Source organism: Pseudoflavonifractor phocaeensis, from assembly GCF_016901735.1.
Classification (GTDB): Bacteria; Bacillota; Clostridia; order Oscillospirales; family Oscillospiraceae; genus Pseudoflavonifractor_A.
This window is the reverse complement of sequence record NZ_JACLZC010000010.1, coordinates 1-15,049: the sequence shown is the minus strand read 5'-3', so window position 1 is coordinate 15,049 and position 15,049 is coordinate 1. Positions and strand designations below refer to the sequence as shown.

10 protein-coding genes are annotated in these 15,049 nt (G+C 62.4%); all 10 read right to left on the bottom strand.

Features of this window, described 5'->3' with window-relative positions; genetic code table 11:
- Nucleotides 1-10 precede the first annotated feature (10 nt).
- Nucleotides 11-823 (bottom strand): propanediol utilization microcompartment protein PduB, encoded by an 813-nt coding sequence (pduB, locus tag H7U37_RS03650; protein ID WP_204873685.1) that lies wholly within the window; start codon nucleotides 821-823, stop codon nucleotides 11-13.
- A gap of 37 nt (nucleotides 824-860) precedes the next feature.
- Nucleotides 861-1,145, bottom strand: coding sequence for a BMC domain-containing protein (pduA, locus tag H7U37_RS03645; RefSeq protein WP_204873683.1), 285 nt, complete (start codon nucleotides 1,143-1,145; stop codon nucleotides 861-863).
- A gap of 23 nt (nucleotides 1,146-1,168) precedes the next feature.
- Nucleotides 1,169-1,471, bottom strand: coding sequence for a hypothetical protein (locus tag H7U37_RS03640; protein ID WP_204873681.1), 303 nt, complete (start codon nucleotides 1,469-1,471; stop codon nucleotides 1,169-1,171).
- Between the two features lie 15 nt (nucleotides 1,472-1,486).
- Complete coding sequence (locus tag H7U37_RS03635; RefSeq protein ID WP_204873679.1) at nucleotides 1,487-2,626, bottom strand: iron-containing alcohol dehydrogenase; 1,140 nt, start codon at nucleotides 2,624-2,626, stop codon at nucleotides 1,487-1,489.
- A gap of 39 nt (nucleotides 2,627-2,665) precedes the next feature.
- Entirely contained in the window at nucleotides 2,666-3,739 is a 1,074-nt protein-coding gene (locus H7U37_RS03630) for a helix-turn-helix domain-containing protein (RefSeq protein ID WP_204873677.1), read from the bottom strand.
- Nucleotides 3,740-3,809: 70 nt separating this feature from the next.
- On the bottom strand, nucleotides 3,810-5,024 hold the full coding sequence (locus tag H7U37_RS03625; protein ID WP_204873676.1) for a PocR ligand-binding domain-containing protein: 1,215 nt from the start codon (nucleotides 5,022-5,024) through the stop codon (nucleotides 3,810-3,812).
- A gap of 370 nt (nucleotides 5,025-5,394) precedes the next feature.
- Nucleotides 5,395-7,146 (bottom strand): [FeFe] hydrogenase, group A, encoded by a 1,752-nt coding sequence (locus H7U37_RS03620; RefSeq protein WP_204873675.1) that lies wholly within the window; start codon nucleotides 7,144-7,146, stop codon nucleotides 5,395-5,397.
- Nucleotides 7,140-8,975: an NAD(P)-binding protein gene (locus H7U37_RS03615; protein ID WP_204873674.1), complete on the bottom strand. Its 1,836-nt coding sequence runs from the start codon at nucleotides 8,973-8,975 to the stop codon at nucleotides 7,140-7,142. Before H7U37_RS03615 ends, H7U37_RS03620 begins: the two co-directional genes overlap by 7 nt.
- Nucleotides 8,976-9,244: 269 nt before the next feature.
- Nucleotides 9,245-10,288: a hypothetical protein gene (locus tag H7U37_RS03610; RefSeq protein WP_204873673.1), complete on the bottom strand. Its 1,044-nt coding sequence runs from the start codon at nucleotides 10,286-10,288 to the stop codon at nucleotides 9,245-9,247.
- Nucleotides 10,289-10,291: 3 nt separating this feature from the next.
- Nucleotides 10,292-15,049: AAA family ATPase (locus H7U37_RS03605; RefSeq protein WP_204873672.1), on the bottom strand; the 4,758-nt coding region annotated here is incomplete at its 5' end.

Genomic DNA, 15,049 nt, shown 5'->3' with positions numbered 1-15,049 from the left:
CCGATGAGAATTAGATGATGTAGGGGGTGGTGGTGCTCTTGAGCTCCTCATCGGGAGCCATGACACCCAGGACCTGCATGCCCACGTCGCGGGCAGCGATGATGGCCTGCTTCACGGCGCCGGAGTCGCCGGAGAAGGTCAGGATCACCTCGTTGGAGTAGCTGGTGCCGCCGTTGCCGGGGGTGGAGCAGCCCACCACGTCCACGGTGGCCGCCTTCACGGCGGTATCGGCCAGCAGCACGCCGATGGCGGCGGGCGCGCCGACGGTGATGCCGAAGGCCTTGCCCATGGGGGCGCCGAAGGCCTTGTTCAGCGCGTGGCTGGCACGGGCGGTGTACTGGAATTCCAGGTGGCCGGCGCTGTTGCCGTACACGTCGCCGAAGGTGCGTTCCACCTCCCGCAGGCAGACCTCCACGGCCCGGCGGGCGTCGGATACGTCCTCGGCGCCGAAGATGATGAGAGAGCCGTGGCCGGCGCCGCCCTCGGTGTCGCGGGGCAGCTCGATCTTCAGGATCTCACAGTTGGTGGCCTTCACGGCCTCGTCGGCGGCGAAGATCTGGGGACCGGCGCCGGTACGGTCGCCGATGATACCGATGGAGCGGAACTTGGGGTCGATGTCCAGCTTCTCGTGGACCTGCCGGTCCACATTGGCGATGACCAGGCCGATGGTGTGGCCAATGGCGGTGCCCACGAACTCCGTCAGGTTGCAGGTGTTATTGCAGCACTTGGGAGCGGCGGGAGCGGCAGGCGCGGCGGCAGGCGCTTCGGCGCCGACCTTCTTGAGAACCTCGTCCATGATCTTGCTGACCAGTTCGTCCTTCATTGCTTCATACCTCCATGATATTTAATGTGTGATCAGATCAGTTGTTGGGGGTCTTGGGGAGGATCTTCTCCACGTCGGTGTGGGGGCGGGGAATGACGTGCTGGGAGACCACCTCGCCCACCTTCTCGGCAGCGCAGGCGCCGGCGTCCACAGATGCCTTGACCGCGCCCACGTCGCCCCGGACCATCACGGTCACCAGGCCGGAGCCAATCTTCTCATAGCCCACCAGAGTGACGTTGGCGGACTTGGTCATGGCGTCGGCGGCCTCGATGGCGCCGACCAGACCGCGGGTCTCGATCATACCCAGTGCTTCTTGCTGCATAACCTTACCTCCTAAATTCAAAATCACGTATCCTTATCGGTTTTTAAGACCTCTCTTAGACTATTATACTTGTATCTCCACAGACTTTCTTGCTTGCTGGGGGTATTTTTTCGTCCAATCTTACCAAAGAAACCTTCCTTAATCCCCCTCTTTTTCGGCAGACGATTGTTCTTTTTTGCCGATAATGATTGAAAAATTTTTTCCTTTTCTCTGCGTTTTACACCATGACGCTTCCTTTTGCCCGCAAGCCGTCTTTTTTCCTTCCGCCCGAAAAGGTCCGAAAAAACGCCCCGCCGTACGGCGGGGCGTTTGCAGACGTTTTCCATAGATGGCCGGGGAACTCAGCCCGCGACGATGGACAGGAGGTTCTTGACCTCTCCCTCGCTGGGGCGTCTGGGATTGGTGGCGGTGGTGGAGTCGGCCAGCGCGGCGGCGATGATGGCCTTGCGCTCCTGCTCATACACCCCCATATCACAGCCGGCGCTGCGCAGATTGGCGGGGATTTTCAGCGTCTTGTTCAGATGCTCCACCCCGCGCACCAGCTGGCTCACCCCCACCGTTACGCTGGAGGAGGGCAGATTCAAAAGCTTGGCGATGCGCTGATACTTCCTGGCCGTTACCCCCGGCTCTCCCCGGCGGCTGCCGTCCAGATTGGCGTTATAGCGCAGGATATGGGGCAGGATGATGGCGTTGGCCCGTCCATGGGGCAGATGGAGCTTGCCGCCCACCGCGTGGGCCATGCCGTGGCACAGACCCAGGCCCGCGCAGTTGAAAGCCAGACCGGCCATGCACGAGGCGTTGTGCATCTTCTCCCGGGCCAGCAGGTCGCCGCCGTTCTTATAGGCCTCCGGCAGCCAGCGAAACACCAGCGATACCGCCTTTTCCGCCAGCGCGTCGGAAAAATCATTGGCGTTGACCGACACGTAGGCCTCCAGCGCGTGGGTCAGCACGTCCATGCCGCTGTCCGCCGTCACCGAAGGGGGCGCCGACGTCACCAGAGAGGGGTCCAGAATGGCCGTGGGGGGACGGAGCGCCCGGCTCACCAGCGGATACTTCAGCCCCTTTTCTTTGTCGGTAATGACCGAATATTCCGTGACCTCCGAGCCGGTGCCGCTGGTGGTGGGAATGGCAAAGCACTCCATGATCTCGGTCTCCACCGTGGAGATCCGGCCCGCCGTGGCCCGGATGGCCTTGGCCGCGTCGATGGACGAGCCGCCGCCCACCGCCACCATCACCTGCGCCCGGCAGTTCTGGAGGCACTGCACGCCGGCGGCCACCGTCTCGATGGGCGGGTCGGGGACCACGTCGGAAAAAATGGTCACCTCACAGTCCGTCAAATAGGACGCCACCCGGTCCGCCACGCCCGTCTTGGCCATGAACGGATCGGTCACGATGAGGACTCTTTTGTTTACCACCTTGTTCAGCCGTTCCAAGGCGCCTTCTCCGAAAAAAATACGGGTACTGAAGCTGAATTCCTGCACGGTTCACCGCTCCTCTCAGTCCGCGGACCGTTTCCGGCGTCACTGTCCCGCCGTGGTATGCCGCCCTTCCCTGGCGCACCGCTCCCGGTATTCCACCGGCGTCATGCCCACCTTTTTCTTAAACGCCTTGCTGAAATAGTTGGTCTCGTTGTAGGAGAGCTCATAGGCGATGTTGATGACAGGCATGTCGGTGCTGCGCAGCATATCCTTGGCAAATTCGATCTTCCGGTCGGTCACATAGGTGATAAAATTGATGCCGGTGGATTTTTTGAAAAATTTGCTGAAATAGCTGGAGCTCATATTCACGCATTCCGCCGCGTCGTCCAGGGTGATGCCCCGCTTGATGTTGCGGTCGATGTAATTGAGCACCCGCTTCAAATCGTCGTCCGAGTAGAGCTGACGCCGGTCCAAATCGTTGAAAATGATGTCCACCATCTCTTCAATGACCAAAGAGACCTCGAAGGGGTTGCCCTGCAAATCAAACCGGGAGCGGAACCGCTCCAGGCAGGCGTTCAGCTGATGCTGCACCTCCTGGCTCTGGGTGTTCCCCAGCTCCGCCAGCCCGGCGGCAAATTCCACCATCCGGGTGCGAATCACGTTTTTATTATCACCTGTCTGACAAAGGAATTCAATGTACTCTTTTGCCGTCTCAATGGATTTTTTATATTGACACTCCTGGATACTGGCCCGAATCCGCTCCAGATAGGCGCTCCGCTCCGCCTCGCCCGCCCGGGCCAGGTCCTCCTTGACCGCCTCCTCCAGCGGCCGGACCATGGCCACCAGATGCTCCCGCCGGAAGGGCTTGAGCAAGTACCCCTCCGCGTTGAGCCGGCTTGCGATCTGGGCGATCTCGTCCTCCCGCTTTACGGTGGTCAGGATCACCCGGATCCTCCCGCTGGCGCCGTAGGCCGTATACACCAGATTTTTCACATAGGCCGCCCGGGGCGCGTCCGCAATGAGCAGGTCAATGCTCTCCCGGGCCAGAATGGCCTTGGCCTGCTCTGCCCCCACCGCCATATGGATCTCCAGTGGGCCTTCCAGTCCCGCCGTCAGGGTATCCCGGATCATTTCCCGGTCAATCACACCACTGTCCACTACCAGAATCTTGAACATCCGCTTTCGCTCCTTCTATCCGTGTCCGGGTCCTGTCCGGGAGCCGTCTCTCTGTCCTATCCCCCTCCGCTCATTCCAGGGTCTCCTCATTCCGCAGCGGGATGCGTACCTGGATCTCCGTGCCGGGGAAGCCGTCGTCCTTGCTGCGGATCACCAGCCCGCAGCGCTTGCCGAAAATATTTTTCAATCGTTGATTGATGTTGGTCAGATAATTGCGGCTTTTGCCGTGCTTGCCGCTCCGCTGGCGCAGAATGGCCTCGATCTGCTCTTTGCGCATACCGGTGCCGTTGTCGCTCACCGTCAGCACCAGCAGCTCCCCCTCCTCATGGGCCCGGATGGAGATGCTGCCCCCCTCCTCGCTGGGCTCCACCGCGTAGCGCAGGGCGTTCTCCACCATGGGCTGGATCATCATGAACAGACACAGCACCCCATAATACTTTTCCGGTACCTGAATGTCGTACTGAAGCCTGCCCTCCAGCCGCCGCTTCTGGAGCTGGAGATAGCTGGCGATATAGCCCAGCTCCTCCCCCAGGGGGACGAAATTGCTGTCGGCGTTCTCGGTGACGTAGCGCATCATGGCGGCAAAATCACACACCGCCCGCTCGGTCTCCTCCGCCTTCTCCCGATAGGCCAGGCAGGAGAGCACATTCAGAACATAAAAAAAGAAGTCGCCGCCCAGATAGTCCTGGATGAGTCCGAACTGACTGCCCGCCACCGTCTCCTGAAAATTGGCCCGGTTGGCCCGCTCCTCCATCAGTTCCTGGATGCGCCGCTCCAGATTGGCCTGCACCGCACCCCGGCGGGAATCCTCCAGCAGCCCCTGCATCGTGTCCCGTACCAGCGAGATGCTGGCCTTGAGCTTTTCGTAGGAAATGCGGTGGACCCGCCCCGACGCCTCAATCAGCTCCGGGTCGCTGCGCCAGTCGGTGGTCTGAGGCAGGAGGGGCTGCAGATCCTGCTCGGTGTCGGTCAGCTCCAGCTGGCCCCCCAGCAGAGAGCCCAGATACTGCCCGTCCAAAATCAACGGCACGGCAAAGTCCACCAGGCCCGCGTGACAGCGGTATATGTAGGGCTCGCCGGTAATGGTGGCGTGAAGCCCGCCGTGGGCGTCGCACTGAAAGCACAGGTCCCGGCTGCACGGGCGCTCCCGCATCCGGCAGCAGAAATCGGTGAAGCCGCTGTATTCCACCACCGGTCTGCCCCGGTAGTCCACCGCGATGAAGGCCATATCCAACGCCTCGGCCATGGTATCCTGAAGCTTTTGCAGCTTCTTTTTGTCTATCATATCCGAAAGCAGGGAAACTTCCTCTTTTTCTTTGTCTGTATCTGCAATCATCGCTCTCGCGCCCCTTTTCGCTCCACCGTATGGCTGTTTTTTGCGCCCTTACAGCCATCTTCTTTTTAGTATATCAAAAAATTGCACTTTTGCAATACACTTCTTTGTCCAGTGGGTGTTTTTTTGTGCAATCTTACTTATCCCCACTTTCTCCCATGGTTTTCCAGGGATATACCCCCTGTTTGTAGGAAACTCCCCATTCTACTTTTCTTTTTCTCCATATCCTTCCTGCTCCCCTGCGCAAAAAAAGGCAGGAAGCCGTCTCCCCCCGCGGAAAAGGGGTGACAGCTTCCCGCTGTTTTTTCTCCAAAACCGGCCGTCAGGGCATATCCCAGGCCGTATGATCGGTGTGCAGCAGACGCTCCGCCCGGTGGCTGAGCGGCGCCTCCAGATAGTCCCGGTAAAGGGCCTGCACGTCCTGGTTTTCGTGGCTGAACCGGACCGCCATGCCCTGGTCCAGACCGTACAGTACCTGACCGCGTGTAAAGGCGCGTTCCTTATCGTCACAGTGGATGGGCTGTCCGCCGCCGCCGGCACAGCCGCCCGGACAGGCCATGACCTCCACGAAATCGTAGTGGACCTGGCCGTTGAGCAGCGCCCTGCACAGCGCCCTGGTGTTGCCCAGACCGCTGACCACCGCCGCGCGGACCGGCGTGCCCTGAATCTCAAAGGTGGCCTCCCGCCACTGCCGTTCCCCGGCCAGGCCGCTGTCCCGCACGTCGCGGAAGGCGTCCACGGGCGGATTTTCCCCCGTCACAAGGAAGTAGGCGCTGCGCAGCGCCGCCTCCATCACGCCGCCGGTGGCGCCGAAGATCACGCCCGCGCCGGTGTAGTCGTTCAAGATCCGGTCGAAGGGGGTCTCCGGGATGTGGGCCACGTCGATGTGCTCCGCCCGGATCATCCGCACCACCTCCCGGGTGGTGAGGGCAAAGTCCACGTCCTTGCAGCCGCTGTCCCCCTTCATGGTGGGCAGGTCGCATTCAGTCTTTTTCGCCAGGCAGGGCATCACCGAGATGCAGCAGATCTTCTCCGGCGGCACGCCCAGCTTTTGGGCAAAGTAACTCTTCACCACCGCGCCGAACATCTGCTGGGGGCTCTTGCTGGTGGAGAGCTGACCCACCAGCTGGGGGAACTGGCTCTTCACAAAGCGCACCCAGCCGGGGCAGCAGCTGGTGAACATGGGATAGCGCGCCAGATCTCCCGCCTTGAGCCGGTGGAGGAACTCGCTGCCCTCCTCCATGATGGTCAGGTCCGCCGAAAAGCTGGTGTCAAACACATAGTCCACCCCCAGCTGCCGGAACGCCCCCGCCAGCCGGTTGACCGTGGCCTCCTCCGGGCTCAGACCCAGGTTCTCCCCCCAGGCGGTGCGGACCGCCGGCGCAATCTGCACCACGGTGATGACCTCCGGGTCCTCAATGGCCCGCATGACCTTGGCCGTGTCGTCCCGCTCCCGCAGCGCGCCCACCGGACAGTGGGTGATGCACTGGCCGCAGGCGCTGCAGTCGGCCTGGGTGATGACCCGGTTCTGGGATACGTCCACCCGGGTCCGGCCACCGGTGGCCGCCAGATCCCACACGTTCAGCCCCTGCACCTTGTCGCACACCTGGATGCAGCGCATACACTTGATGCACTTGGCGCTGTCCCGGTACAGAGGGAAGGAGGCGTCCCACTCGCACTGACGGGCGCTGGGCAGGTCCTCCGGGAAGGGATTGTCCAAAACGCCCGCGTCGTTGGCCAGCTGCTGGAGCTGACAGTTGCCGTTGCGCACGCAGAGGGCGCACTTGCAGTTGTGCTGGCTGAGGATGAGGGCCAGATTGGTCCGCCGGGCCAGACGCACCCGGGGCGTATTGGTGTAGACCTGCATTCCCTCCCGCACCACGTTGTTGCAGCTGGTGACCAGCTTCTTCTCCCCCTCCACCTGGACGCAGCAGATGCGGCAGGCGCCGATCTCGTTGAGCTCCTTCAGGTAGCAGAGATGTGGGATCTGAATGCCGGCGGCGGCCGCCGCCTCCAGAATGGTGGAGCCCTCCGGCACCGAGACCGGAGCGCCGTTGACATGCAGATTTACCATTTGATATTCCTCCCCCCTTTGAAGATGCCGTAGCCAAAGTGGTCGCAGCGCAAACAGCGGGCGCACTCCTGCTGAGCCTCTTCCTCGCTCATGCCCTTGGTCACCAGGCCGAAGTCCCCGTCGATCCGGTCAATGGAGCGGCTGACCAGGTTTACCCGGCCGCAGGCCGGACTGTTGGTGAGCTGGGGCGGCGGCACCTCCACGTCCACCGTGATGGTGTGCTGATAGCCCAGGAAGCTGTCGATGTTGTCCGCCGCCACCTTGCCCGCCGCCACGGCCCGGATGACGGTGGCCGGTCCGGAGACCGCGTCGCCGCCGGCAAACACGTTGCCGCTGCCCGGCACAAAGCTGGACTTTTCCGCCTGGATGGCGCCCCGCTTGGTCTCGATGCCCTTGGTCTCAAAATACTGGGAGCCGATGGCCTGACCGATGGCCACCACGATATAGTCGCAGGGGATGCGTACCGGATCGCCGGCGGCGGGCCGGGGCGCGGGACGGCCGTCTCTCCCCACTTCGCTGATGATCTGGGGCTGGGCCCACAGGGCCGTCACCTTGCCCGTTTCGTCCCGCTCGATGCGGGCGGGGGCGTGGAGGGACAGAATGTGTCCGCCCTCGCTCTGGGCCTCGTCGATCTCCTCGGGCAGAGCGGTCATATCCTCCACCCGCCGGCGGTAGACGCAGGTCACCTGGCTGGCCCCCAGGCGCAGGCTGGTCCGGGTGGCGTCCATGGCCACGTTGCCGCCGCCGATGACGCACACCCGCTTCCCCTTCAGATCGGGGATCTCCCCCTCGCCGATGCCGCGGAGCATCTGCACGGCGCTGACCACGTTGACGCTGTCCTCCCCCTCGATGCCCAGCTTCTTGTCGTCGTGGGCGCCGATGGAAATATAAACCGCGTCATAGCTCTCCTTGAGCTGCTCCATGGTCACGTCCACGCCCACCGTGCTGTCCAGCACCGTCTCCACGCCGGTGTCCAGAATGTACTGGATGTCCTTGTCCAGTACCTCGGGGGGCAGGCGGTAGTCGGGGATGCCGTAGCGGAGCATACCGCCCAGCTTGTGGCGCTGCTCGTACACCACGGCCTTGTGCCCCATCAGGGTGAGGAAGTAGGCCGCCGTCAGACCGCCGGGGCCGCCGCCCACCACCGCCACCCGCTTCCCGGTGGAGGGGGCGCAGGGCGGCGTCGCGATGGGACCGGCGTGATCCACCGCGTAGCGCTTGATGCCGCAGATGTTGATGGCGTCGTCCACCATGTGGCGGCGGCACCGGTCCTCGCAGGGGTGCTCGCAGACATAGCCGCACACCGACGGGAAGGGATTGTCCTTGCGGATGAGACGCACCGCGTCCTCGCACCGCCCCGCCTTCACCAGCGCGATGTAGCCCGGCACGTCCACATGAGCGGGACATACCGACATGCAGGGCACCGCCAGATAGAGACCGCAGATGCACCGGTGATGGAGAATGTGCTCCTCATAGTCCTCCCGGAAGCCGCGGACCCCACGCAGAACCATATTGGCCGCCTCGTAGCCGATGGCGCAGTCCGCCGTGTCCACAATCACGCTGGCCGTCTGCTCGATGAGGTCGATGGTCTCCAGGGTGGCTTCCCCGTCCAGCACCGCCTCCAGCATCTTGGCCAGCTGCCCCAGACCGATCCGGCAGGGCACGCACTTGCCGCAGGTCTGGGCGTGGCACAGCCGCAGAAAGCTCAGGGCCATATCCACCGGGCACAGACCGGGCGCGCTGGACCCGACCCGGCGCTGTACGTCCCGGTACAGCCCCTCCAATACCTCTTGGGCCCGGTCCGGCGTCTCGATTACCAGTCGATTCATATCCGTTCCTCCTCGTATTTACAAGAAACGGCCCCGGCCGTGTTCCGGCGGCAGGGGTCGTTCCATTGAACCGCTGAGCATAATTTTTCTCTCCTTATGGTGCATTATACCGGTTCTCTCATCGGTTGTCAAACTGTATTTTAGTTTTCATAAAAATTTTTTAGCTTTTCCGTGTATTTTTAAGATCATACGTTAAAAAACGGAATTTAATGGCTTTTTATGGAAAATATTCCGATGAGGACCGGCTTTTGTGCATCCAGGCCTTTGCATCACTGTATGGCTTCGGCAAGCTCCAGCACCGGACCGATCACCGATAGATCCAGCGCCTTCATATGGTGCATCAGACGGTTGCGGGCGTCGTAAGGCGTCCACACCCGGGCCCACTCTTCCCGGGTCAGTCGGATGGCTCCCTGGTTGTAATAGTAGACCAGATGGCGCAGCTCCATTTCATACTCCGAGTGATACTCGTTTCCAAATTCGTCTCGGAAGGGCAGCAGCTTGCGGCAGTCGGCGGCGTGTTCCTCCAGCAGGGCAATGCGCAGATCCTCCAACAGAGGTAAAAGCAGCTTGAGCTGTGCCCGGCGCACCCGGCGCACCGCCTCCTGCTCTCCCAGTCCCAGAGCCTCCATCATCACCGCCGCCGGGTCCTCCAGCAGCCGCTCCCGCTGCCCCAGCAGGGCGGGCAGGCACTCCGGATCGCCGGCGGCGCCCTCCTGACAGAGATAAGTCAAATACTCCTTGTGCCGGCTGGACTCCCGGCCCACACCTACCGCCATGGTGCAAAGCTGGGTCACGTCAAAGCCCCGCACATAGTCGTCGGCCGACAGGTCGCGCACCTTTTTGCGCCGGTACCGCTTTCCAGATACCTCCAACAGCAAAATGCACCGGCTCGCACCGGGCAGCGCGGCAAACTCCGCCAGACGCTCCGTCCACACCGGCTCGGCCGCCTCCGGCAGTCCGTACAGCCACACCAGCTTCCCGTCCAAAGCCCCGCTCCGGTCCAAAAAACGGGATAGCGTCATGGCAGACAGAAACTCTTGTGCCGATTCCGGCGCGACCGCCTCCAGAACCGCCTGCTCCGTCCACCCGGTTTCCCTCAGGTCTACCGGCGGCACAATCCGCAGATCGCTGGCATAACTCTGCATTTCCTCCTGTACCTGGTCCCGCAAGGCCTCGGCCCAGGGCAGCGGACTGCTGTGGTGAAAAAAGATACAGCCGCCGATCCGCCCGGCCTCCACCAAGTCTCGGCATAATTTCTGGGGCCCATAGATTTCGTTCCACCAGGTGCGCTCATAGGTCTCCCATGTCCACATGACTCAGCCCTCGCTCTCTCCGAACTTCCCCAGCTCGTCAAACACGGTCTCCTCATCTCCCATCATGTGACGGAAGTTGGCCCCGTTGAAGGTATAGCGCCCGTTCAGCTGGACCAGCACGTTCAGCTCCTCCATTTCAGAAAGGAGCACCTTTACGCTCTCCTGGGGCAGGTCGGTAATGGCCTTCACCCCAAAGAGGGCGCACATCTCCAAAATGTCCCGGAACGTATACCCCTCCACCGCCTGGTTGGGCCGGTCATAGTAGCAGTAGGCCAGGGCGTAGGCGATGATGCGGTAATAGAGCCGATCCTCTTCCACGTCCAGCGTAATGAAAAATTTCTCCTTGATCTGCTGCAAAAAGTCGGGCTTCTGGAGCAGAACGCGGATTTGGTTCTCGTCCAGACAGTAAGGCGGGTCGGTGTCCACGGTGCGCAGCGACTCCACCAGCTGGGCGCAATAGAAATGGATCAGGCCGGGATAGTAGTTTGTGCTCAGCAGGATCTGGGAGAGCAGTACGTTCTGCTCCGGCGTGATGCGGAAGCCCAGGTAGTAGAGCGGCTCCTCCAGCAGGCGGCTGGCCTCCTGGTAGGTCAGCGGCTTGACGGTGAGGGTGCCCAGCTTAGGCATGACGTTGTTGTCCCGGGTGGCCTGGGAAAAGCGCACCACGTTGTGCAGACCGGCCAGAACAAACTTGAAGTGGCCGTCGGTGGCGCTTTGCAGCTGATAGAGGCAGGCCACCGGCTGGTAGTTCACCCCCGCGCTGCTCTCCAGGAAGGCGTCGGCCTCGTCCATCAGCAGCAGGAACCGGTGAACCGGCTTGTCGCTCCGGTCCATCCGGCGGCGGATGCGGGCACACAGCTCCTCCCAGGAGTCCGGCCGGGGCTCTGCCGGCAGGAAGTCGGCGGCGGTCAGCTCATCGTAGAGCTTTTTGAGAGACTCGTCCCGGTCGCAGCGGTAGAGGGCGTCGGTATAGATCGCCCAGTTCCCCTTTTCCCGTCTGTCCACCAGGTAGGCCGCCCGGCGCAGCAGCGCCGTCTTGCCCAGCTGACGGCCGCCATAGATGATATTGGCCTTGCCGTTGGTGAGAATCTCCTCCAGCTGGGCCCGGCGTCCCATAAACATCTCCGGCGGGCTGGCCGCGTCTCCCTTGGTATAGGGGTTGTAGACGTGATAGGGCAGCGTACACTGAAGGAGTACCTTGCCCCGCTCGCTCTCCCCAAAACGGGTCAAATAGAGCATGAGCACCCGGTCCACCACAATACACGTGGCCAGATTGGCGCTCTCCCGCTTGAGCGCGCGGGCCATGGCGTTGCGCTCGGCCAGCGGCAGGGCCCAGTCCAGCAGGATGAGCGTAGGCCGCTCGGTGTAGCCCAGCCGGTTGATAAAGGCGGTCAGATCGGAAGCCGTCTTGTTGCCCGAAAGCACCGCCACCTCCAGCCCCGTCCTGGCCAGCCGGGTGCCAAAGGCCGCGATGGGATGGGGATAGTTAAAGACATTGGTGTCCCCCGCCGTACACTTGGCCACCAGGCTGCCGTATTTCTCCCCCTGCGTCACCTCTACCACCTGGAAGGACAGGCTGCGCAGGAGCTTCATGGCCCCGTCAGGGGTCAGGTTGTTGTTCTTGGGCCAGCTCTTGATCATCTCCCGGGCGCTGCGCTTGAGGTGGTTGGTGTCCTGCCGGTCATCGCCGGCATACTCGCCATAAATGTATTCCAGCGTCCGGCCCTGGCCGCGGTCGCCGGTACAGCGCCGGATGAGCCGGGGATATTCCTGCAAAAACTGGCGGAAATAATCCTTCTCCTCCCCGTTTTGCAGCATCACGCTCTCCGGCGGACGGGTGACCCCCTCCCGCAGCACCAGCTGCATATAGTCGTGGGCCACGCTGAACATCTTCTGCCCCATCAGCTCCTCGATCTTGTCAAACATGGGGCAGTACTCCTTCTGCTGCTTGAGCTGGTCGAACTCGTACCGGTAGCGGGGTTCCAGCGCCTTGGCCCGCTCCGCCACCGCAGCCAGACAGGCGTCCATGGTACGGTAATAAAAACCCCAGTTGTTGGTCTTGGCGTAATGGAGGCGCAGTACCTCCACCACCGTGTTGGAGATCCGCTCCTTGTAGGCGTTGTCCTCAATCTGCCCATAGGTGGCCGCCAGCTCCAGCTGGGCCCGGAAGAGGCTCTCATCCTCCTTCAGCCGGGGCATGATCCGGGAAATGTCCCCCTCAATGTCCGCCCGTTCCAGTGCCTCCAGGGTCTTATTCCGCCGGGCGTGATACTCCTGGATCAGCGCCGCCGTGCCAAAATTGTAGCGCTCGGGGGTGCGGCGGCTGCCGTTCCAGATCCGATCTATAACGCTCTCCCAGTCGGTACCCTCACCCCGCGCCATTTTTTCCTGGTGGCGGCGCAGACGGGTCCAGGGTTCGTTGTTCGGAATCACATACTCCGCCTGCTCCAAAACGGGCAGGTATTTTTCATCCAGCTCGATCTCGCCCGTGCGTAAGAAGTCCACGTAATAGTCGTGCCGCTGCGCCAGCCGTCCCTCCAGGCTGTCGGCCAGCTCCCGCAGGGTAGCCTGAAGCACCGATACCGCGCCCCGCAGCACTGTCCCGTCCTTTTTGGCCAAGGCGTCCAGCGCACCCACGCTGTCCCGGAAGCAGGCCGCCAGCGTACTGCGCTGCCGAAGGATCCGCTCCGCCTCCTCCTGGCCGGCAATGGCATTATCCGAACACTCCAGCCATTGCACGCAGATATCCAGGCAGGTGTGGAAACGGTTGATGGCGTTGCTCCGGGCGGAGCTGGTCAGCCGCTCGTTCTGCCGCCGGATGGTGGGCTGGTTCTCCCAGGCCCGGTCGATGTACTTCTTCACCGCATTGGGGTTGGGCCTGCCCTGGGCATTCACCAGAGGCGCACAGTACTCCTTTACCTTTTTGCGGCCGTTCTCGTCGTTGTCGGCCACCACCCGCAGACAGTCCATCAGCTCACTGCGCACTCCAAAGAGGGCATCCATAAGACTTTTGATGCGGTTGGCATAAAAACCGGTCTCCGCCAGCTTGGCGTTGCACTTATCCCGCGCCTGCTCGGACAGAATATGTAGCCGGCGGCTGGTGTCGCCCCACATGCAGGACTGGCGTACCAGCTGGGGGTCAAAGCCCCGCCGGCGGCGGCGCAGCTCTTCGGCCAGAATACCGACGCCACGGCGCAGCGCGGGATAGTCCGCCAAAAAGGGCTCCCCTTCCAGGCCATGGAGCAGGTCGGCGGCCTGATACCAAGCCTGGGCCACCTCGCTGGAGCAGGCCATGCGCAGATGGGCGCTCAGGCGCAGACAGTCCAGTACCGGCGTATGGGCCGCGCCGGCGTATACCCACACCACCCGGTCCGGCAGATACTCGCAGAACTCCGCCGGGTCATCCAGGGCGTAGGCATAGCGGCGGCAGCGTTCCTCCAGCGCCGGGAAGCGCATCGCAGCCGCCCGCAGCTCACACAGCGCCAGGGGGAACTGGCCCTCGGCGAACCAGGCGTCGCTTTGCTGTATCAGCTCCTCCGGATTCACCGACAGAGTAAACAGTCCCTCTCTCGTTTCGGAAAAACGCAGTGCCTCCTCCGGCACCTCCTCCGCTTCCTCCAGAATTTCTCCTTCCAGCGCCTCCCCGTCCAGAGCCGATTCATCCTCCGGTTCCTCGGTCACTTCCGGGGCTTCCTCCGGTTCCTCGGTTACTTCCGGGGCTTCCTCCGGGCCGCAAGACGGCTCCGGCAGGTCCTGCGGCCCATCAGGGTCGGGCCCCGTCTCGGGCTCGGGCGGCGTCTCATCGCAAAAGTAATCCTCAAAGGTGCAGAAACTGCCGTCGGCCCGGTAGAAACCGCCGGGGGTGTCCAGCGCCACCCACCGAGGAGCGGGCAAACCACGGCCGGCCAGCAGCGCCGACCAGCCGGCGATCTCGCTCCCAGTGGGCACCGTCAGCCAGACCGCCTCCTGTTCCGCTATCTGAGTACAAATCTGCCCCAGCAGTTCTTCACGCAGTTCCCGTCCCGGGTCCACCAGGGCCATCATTACCCAGGTGTACCGGCTCTGACGGCTGCCCTTCCGTCCAAACCGCAGTTCAATCTGGTAGCACACGTCGCCCAGCACAACCGCCCGCCGGTCGACCCCCCAGTCCTCCAGACGCTTCTCTTCGTGGAGCCAGCTCAGTACCGTCTCAATAGCCCCGATCTGGTTGAGTACCTCGCCGCACAGCCTGGGTTCGGCAATGCCCCGGGAAATGGTTGCGGACCCGTTGGAAAAATTGCGTTCAATATAGCGGTGCACACTCTGTTTCCCCAGTCCCTCCAGCAGCTTGCGGGCCGGCTGATAGTAACAGCGGCTTTCTCCATCCCGGCCGGTCACGGTAATCTGGGTGACATAGCCGTCCTTGACCGCGGTATGCAGATAGCTCTCCGGCAGCTCGGGACTCATTTGGGTCAGTTCCTCCCGGCCAAAGATCACCCGATCCTTCAGCACATTGAGCAAGGCGATAAACGCCGGGCGGCGTAACATCTCTTGCAGCTTCTTGCCGCTGGGACTTTCAAAGCGACGGTAGCTCTCCAGCGCAATGGTATACGGGCCGCCCTGATCTCCCTGTCCCGGCCACGCATCTTCCGATGTCTCCTCCGGCGCTTCTTCCGGCGCTTCTTCCGGCGCTTCTTCCGGCGCTTCTTCCGGCGCTTCTTCCGGCGTCTCTTTCAGCGCTTCTTCCGGCGTCTCTTCCGGCGCTTCTTCCGGCGTCTCTTC

Excerpts from the sequence above, each read along its gene's own strand:
- pduA (WP_204873683.1), bottom strand. The coding sequence starts at position 1,145 with ATGCAGCAAGAAGCACTGGGTATGATCGAGACCCGCGGTCTGGTCGGC.
- H7U37_RS03625 (WP_204873676.1), bottom strand. The coding sequence starts at position 5,024 with ATGATAGACAAAAAGAAGCTGCAAAAGCTTCAGGATACCATGGCCGAG.
- H7U37_RS03610 (WP_204873673.1), bottom strand. The coding sequence starts at position 10,288 with ATGTGGACATGGGAGACCTATGAGCGCACCTGGTGGAACGAAATCTAT.
- pduB (WP_204873685.1), bottom strand. The coding sequence starts at position 823 with ATGAAGGACGAACTGGTCAGCAAGATCATGGACGAGGTTCTCAAGAAG.
- H7U37_RS03630 (WP_204873677.1), bottom strand. The coding sequence starts at position 3,739 with ATGTTCAAGATTCTGGTAGTGGACAGTGGTGTGATTGACCGGGAAATG.
- H7U37_RS03640 (WP_204873681.1), bottom strand. The coding sequence starts at position 1,471 with ATGGAAAACGTCTGCAAACGCCCCGCCGTACGGCGGGGCGTTTTTTCG.
- H7U37_RS03620 (WP_204873675.1), bottom strand. The coding sequence starts at position 7,146 with ATGGTAAATCTGCATGTCAACGGCGCTCCGGTCTCGGTGCCGGAGGGC.
- H7U37_RS03615 (WP_204873674.1), bottom strand. The coding sequence starts at position 8,975 with ATGAATCGACTGGTAATCGAGACGCCGGACCGGGCCCAAGAGGTATTG.